Consider the following 5,712-nt stretch of genomic DNA (forward strand, 5'->3'; position numbering starts at 1 on the left):
CCGCCGGGACCGGGTGACCAGTTACCGGCCCCGTTCATCCCGCCCGGCGAAGGCGGGAACAGTCAGCCAGGCGGCGGCGGTGGCGCGCTGCAGGGAAGGTAGCCGGACGTGAGCACGGTCTTCGATATCCATAACCTGCGCCTGCCCCGGCTGTCGCGAACCGCGATGATCCTGGGCACGCTGCTGACGGTGCTGGCGCTGGTCGGCGCCTTCCTGGGCGTGCAGCTGGTCCGCACGCTGAACCGCATCACCGTGGTCGCCTACTTCCCGGAGGCCGATGCGCTCTACGCCGGCGACGCGGTGCACATCATGGGTGTCCGGGTCGGTTCGATCGACAAGATCGAGCCGGTGCAGGACGAGCAGTGCAAGCCGACGATCGACGCCCCGACGGCGGCCGAGCATCCGACCTGCATGAAGGTGACCCTGCACTACAGCAAGAAGTACAAGGTGCCGGCCGACGCCCGGGCGATCATCCTGAACCCGACGCTGGTCGCGTCGCGCAACATCCAGTTGGAGCCGCCGTATCGGGGCGGTCCGGCGCTGGTCGACAACGCGGTGATCCCGGAGGACCGCACCCAGGTTCCGGTGGAGTGGGACACGCTGCGCGACGACATCACCAACATCATCTCCAAGCTGGGGCCGACACCCGAGCAGCCGAAGGGCCCGTTCGGCGAGGTCATCGAGGCGCTGGCCGACGGGCTGGCCGGTAAGGGCCAGCAGGTCAACACCACGTTCACCAATCTCTCCGAGGCGCTGACCGCGCTGAACACGGGCCGGGGCGATTTCTTCGCGGTGGTGCGGGCGCTGGCGCAGTTCGTCAACGCGCTGCACCGGAACGACGAGCAGTTCACCGCGCTGAACCGGGACCTGGCGCAGTTCACCAACAACCTGACCGGATACGACCAAGAGCTCGCCCAGGCCGCGGACGAGTTCCACGCGACCGTGGTGATCCTGCGGTCGTTTCTCCGGCAGAACCAGAAGTGGCTGGTCCACGACATCGACAACACGGCCGAGATCACCAGCACGATGAACGAGCCGGAGCCGCTGAACGGCTTGGAGACCATTCTGCACGTGGCGCCGACCGCGGTGGCCAATCTGCAGGAGATCTACCACCCGGCGCAGGGCGGCATCGTCGGTTTCCCGGTGTTTCCGTTCTTCCAGAACCCGCTGCTGTTCATCTGCAGCTCGATCCAGGCCGGCAGCCGGCTCGGCTTCCAGGACTCCGCGGAGCTCTGCGCACAGTACCTGGCGCCGGTGGCGGACGCGATCAAGTTCAACTACCTGCCGTTCGGGATCAACCTCTTCACCACCGCCTCCACCCTGCCCAAGGAGATCGCCTACTCCGAGCCGCGGCTGCAGCCGCCGCCGGGGTACAAGGACACCACCGTGCCCGGCATCTGGGTGCCGGACACCCCGCTGTCGCACCGCAACGTGCAGCCCGGCTGGATCGTGGCGCCCGGGATGCAGGGGGTGAAGGTCGGCCACGACACCGAACGGCTGCTGACCCCGGAGTCGCTGGCCGAGCTGATGGGCGGCCCGGACATCGCGCCGATCGAGTCGCAGTACCAGACGCCGCCGGGCCCGCCGAACGACTACGACGAGGTGCCCGCCGGGCCGGTCCCCAACGTCGGCCTGCCGGTGACCGGCGGGATCATGCCGCCGGTGCCGGGGCCGGGTGTGGGGCCGGGCCCGGTGCCGCCGATGGTCCCGGTGACGGGAGCGGGCCAGTGAGGTGGGGCGGGGTGGCCGGATCGACCGGCCGGCGCCGGAGCTACCGGCGGGCGTGGCAGGCGCTGGTGCTGCTGGTGGTGGCGCTGACGCTGACCTCGTGCCGGGAGTGGCGCGGCATCGCCAACGTGTCGCTGCCGGGCGGGCCGGGCAGCGGGCCGGGCGCCTACACCGTCTACGTCAAGGTTCCCGACACGCTGGCGCTGAACGGCAACAGCAAGGTGCTGGTGGCCGATGTCTTCGTCGGCGCGGTGGACCGGATTCAGCTCAAAGACTGGGTCGCCGTCCTGACGCTGCGGCTGAACAAGGACGTCCACCTGCCCCGCAACGCCACCGCGAAGATCGGCCAGACCAGCCTGCTGGGCTCGCAGCACATCGCGCTGGCGGCGCCGGCGCACCCGGTGGGCGAGCTGAAGAACGGCGACACGATCGAGCTGGACAATTCGTCGTTCTATCCCACCATCGAGAGCACCCTGGCCGGGCTGGCGCTGCTCTCCCAGCGCGGCGGGTTCGCCGACCTGGAGACGCTGACCACCGAGTTCAACGCGGCGGTGGGCGGCCGGGCCGACCAGTTCCGCGCCTTCCTGGGCAAACTGGACACCTTCACCGAACGGCTCAACGAGCAACGCGACGACATCACCCGCGCCATCGACTCCAGCAACCGGCTGATCGGCTACCTGGCGCAGCACCCGGATTCGCTGGAGGGGGTGCTGGTTCGGTTCTCGGCGCTGTTCAAGTACTTCAACCGGGACAAGGCGGTCTTCATCGACGGCATGGACGGGCTGGGCCACGCCGGCGAGGCGGTGAACCGGTGGATCGCGCCGATCCGCCCGGATCTGACCCGGGTGCTGAATTCGATGACGTGTCCGGCGAAGGCGTTCCGCGAGGCGGGGCCGTACCTGGTCGACGTGCTGAAAATCATCACCATCCCGTTCCCGAACGAGTCGGCGTTGAAAGTCATCCGGGGCGACTACATGAACGCAACCGCCACACTCGACGTCAGCTACGCGTCGATCGACAACTCGTGGCTGACCGGGACCGGGCTCTCCGGGGCGCTGCGCGCGCTCGAGCAGTCGTTCGGCCACGACCCGGAGATGATGGTTCCGGACGTGCGGTACACGCCGAACCCGGCCTCCGCTCCCGGCGGACCGTATGTGGAGAGGGCTGACCGGAATTGCTGAAACCCGAGATCAAACGACAACTGGTGATCTTCACCGTCCTGACCGTCGCGGCGCTGCTGGCGCTGGGGGTCTACTATCTGCGGCTGCCGGCCCTGGCCGGCGTCGGCCAGTACCAGCTCAAGGCCGATCTGCCGGTGGCCGGCGGGCTGTACAAGACCGCCAACGTCACCTACGGCGGCACCGTCATCGGACAGGTCACCGGGGTCGAACCGCTGGAGAAACAGCACCCGGACGACCCGGGAGCGCAGGCGACGCTGCGGATCTCCGACAGGTTCAAGATCCCGGCCGACGCGACGGCCAACGTGCACTCGGTGTCGGCGATCGGTGAGCAGTACCTCGACCTGGTGTCGGGCGGGACCGGGCCCGGGCGCTACCTGAAGCCGGGCCAGACGGTGCGGATGGGCACCGTGCCGGCGGCGATCGGCCCGGCGCTGGACGCCGCCAACGCCGGTCTGGCCGCGCTGCCGACCGGCAAGATCGCCGCCGCGCTGGACGAGACGGCGCTCGCCGTCGGCGGGCTGGGCCCGGCGCTGCAGCGCCTGGTGGAGGCGACGACGAACCTGGCCGGCGGCTTCGACGAGAACCTCGGCGACCTGGACGCCATCGTGACGAACGCCACGCCGATCATCGACAGCCAGGTCAACGCCGGAGACTCGATCCGGCAGTGGGTGCGGAACTTCAACACCCTGACCACGCAGGCCGCGAGCCGGGACCCGGTGGTGAAGGACACCCTGACGATCCTGCCGCCGTTCCTCGACCAGGTGCACGAGACGTTCCGTGACACCCGCGAGTCGCTGCCGCGGTCGATCGCGAACATCGCGGTGGTCACCGAGATGCTCAAGCGCTACAACCCCGGCATCGAGCAGATCCTGGTCTTCTTCCCGCAGACGGTGTCCTGGGCGCAGACGCTGCTGGCCACCCGTCCCGGACAGGCAACCGTGCATCTCGCCCTCGGCGGCGGCTTCCCCGGTGTTCCGCTGGGTCCGCTCGCCTTCACGGGCGGGCTCATTCCGGGCCTGGCCGTGAACCAGCCGCCGCCGTGCCTGACCGGGTTCCTGCCGGCGCATCTGTGGCGGGCCCAGGCCGACGTCAGCCCGGCGGACATCCCGGAGGAGTACTACTGCAAGATTCCGCAGGAGACCAAGAACAACGTCGTTCGGGGTGACCGCAACCTGCCGTGTATGGACGTGCCGGGCAAGCGGGCGCCGACACCGCGTGACTGCCGCAGCGACGAACCGTACGTGCCGCTGGGGACCAACCCGTGGTACGGCGACCCGAACCAGATCCGGAACTGCCCGGCCCCGGGCGCCCGCTGCGACCAGCCGGTCGAACCGGGGCACGTGATTCCGGCGCCGTCGGTCAACACCGGCCTGAACCCGCTGCCGGCCGACAAGGTGCCCCCCAGCCCACCGCCGGTCAACGACCCGGTGACCCGGCCGGGGCAGGGATCGGTGACGTGCAACGGGCAGCAGCCGAACCCGTGCATCTATACTCCCGGCCCAGGACCGGCGGCAGTCTACAACCCCCAAAGCGGCGAGGTGCTCGGGCCCAACGGCGTCAAGTACACCCTCGACGACTCGACCAAAACAGGAGACGACGGATGGAAGGAGATGCTGGCGCCAGCCGGCTGAACCCCACCGACCCCGATCCCCCGGTAGCGCCGGAGGAGATGGTCGAGGATCGGGGACGATCCGAGACCAGAGCCGACCTGACCAGCCCGGAGGAGATGGTCGAGGATCGGGGACGATCCGAGACCAGAGCCGACCAGGCCGATTCACCGGAGCCGGTGGAGAAAACAGCGGGGTCAGCGGCCGCGACGCCGTCGATCCTGGCCGGCTCCCGGCTGGACCGGCGCCGGCTGGCGGGCATCTCCGCGGCGCTGGTTCTGGTCAGTGTCGCCGTGGCGGTCGGCGGTTATCTGGGCAGCTACTACCACCGGGTAGCCGAGCAGACCACCCGCGACAACGCGGCGGCGGTGGCGGCGGCCAAAGAATGCGTGCTGGCCACCCAGATTCCCGACGTCACCGACCCGACCGCCGCGGCAACGAAGATCTTCGAATGTGCGACCGAGACCGGCCAATTCCGACTGCAGGCGGGTGCCGGCTTCTACGCACAAGCCGAGAGTTTCGTGCAGGCCTACCAGGCAGCCCAGGCTCACGTGAAGATAACCGAGGTTCGAGCCGCCGCCGAGCGCACCAACAAGGACGGCTCGGTCGACGTGCTGGTCGCCTTCCGGGGGACGGTCGACAACGTCGAAGTGCAAGGGCGGGAGATCCAGTTCCGGCTGCGGGCACAGATGGCACGCGAGAACGGGCAGTACAAGGTGGTCAAACTCGACCAGGTAGCCAAGTGAGGGCGGTGACGGCCGACCGCGACGACCCGGCGACCGTGGCGGCCGGTCCTGCACCGCCGGGCGGGGCGGTGCAGGCACTGGAGCCGGCGTCCTGGGTGGCGGCACCGACGCCGGAGCCGCCCGCGCCGTGGCATCTGCGGGCACTGGCCTACGCGGCGGACCTGGTCCCGGGCGGCGCCGTGGTGGCGGCGGCGGGGCTGGCCGCGCTGGCGCTGCCGCTGCACGGCGCGTGGTGGTGGGTCGCGGTCTCGGTCGGCGTGATCGCCCTGGCGGGTACCGTCGTCGACCGGGTGCTGCTGCCGGCGGCCGCGGGTTGGACTCTGGGCCGCGGCGTGACGGGCACTGCGGTCGTCCGGACCGACGGTGGCGCTGCCGGCCCCGGCCGGCTCGCCGCTCGCGAGCTGGCCCACCTGCTGGATACCGGATCGGTCTTCGTGGGCTGGTTGTGGC

The 5,712-nt window shown here is 69.9% G+C and carries 5 protein-coding genes; all 5 read left to right on the plus strand.

Going from position 1 to position 5,712, the window contains the following annotated elements; translation table 11 throughout:
• Positions 1 to 108 precede the first annotated feature (108 nt).
• On the plus strand, positions 109 to 1,731 hold the full coding sequence (locus tag AC2VNT_RS11060; RefSeq protein ID WP_486946895.1) for an MCE family protein: 1,623 nt from the start codon (positions 109 to 111) through the stop codon (positions 1,729 to 1,731).
• Between the two features lie 11 nt (positions 1,732 to 1,742).
• The gene (locus AC2VNT_RS11065; RefSeq protein WP_486946896.1) at positions 1,743 to 2,909 is read left to right on the plus strand and encodes an MCE family protein; all 1,167 of its coding nucleotides are present in this window, start codon (positions 1,743 to 1,745) and stop codon (positions 2,907 to 2,909) included.
• Entirely contained in the window at positions 2,903 to 4,540 is a 1,638-nt protein-coding gene (locus AC2VNT_RS11070; protein WP_486946897.1) for an MCE family protein, read from the plus strand. The genes AC2VNT_RS11065 and AC2VNT_RS11070 overlap by 7 nt, the downstream gene beginning before the upstream one ends.
• Complete coding sequence (locus AC2VNT_RS11075; protein ID WP_486946898.1) at positions 4,510 to 5,262, plus strand: Mce protein; 753 nt, start codon at positions 4,510 to 4,512, stop codon at positions 5,260 to 5,262. The genes AC2VNT_RS11070 and AC2VNT_RS11075 overlap by 31 nt, the downstream gene beginning before the upstream one ends.
• Before the next feature lie 5 nt (positions 5,263 to 5,267).
• The coding region (locus AC2VNT_RS11080; RefSeq protein ID WP_486946899.1) for an RDD family protein at positions 5,268 to 5,712 on the plus strand (445 nt) is incomplete at its 3' end.

It is taken from the genome of Mycobacterium sp. TH-M15 (genome assembly GCF_057473705.1).

Bases quoted from the DNA above. Each gene is read 5' to 3' on its own strand.
- AC2VNT_RS11075 (WP_486946898.1), top strand. From the start codon at position 4,510: ATGGAAGGAGATGCTGGCGCCAGCCGGCTGAACCCCACCGACCCCGAT.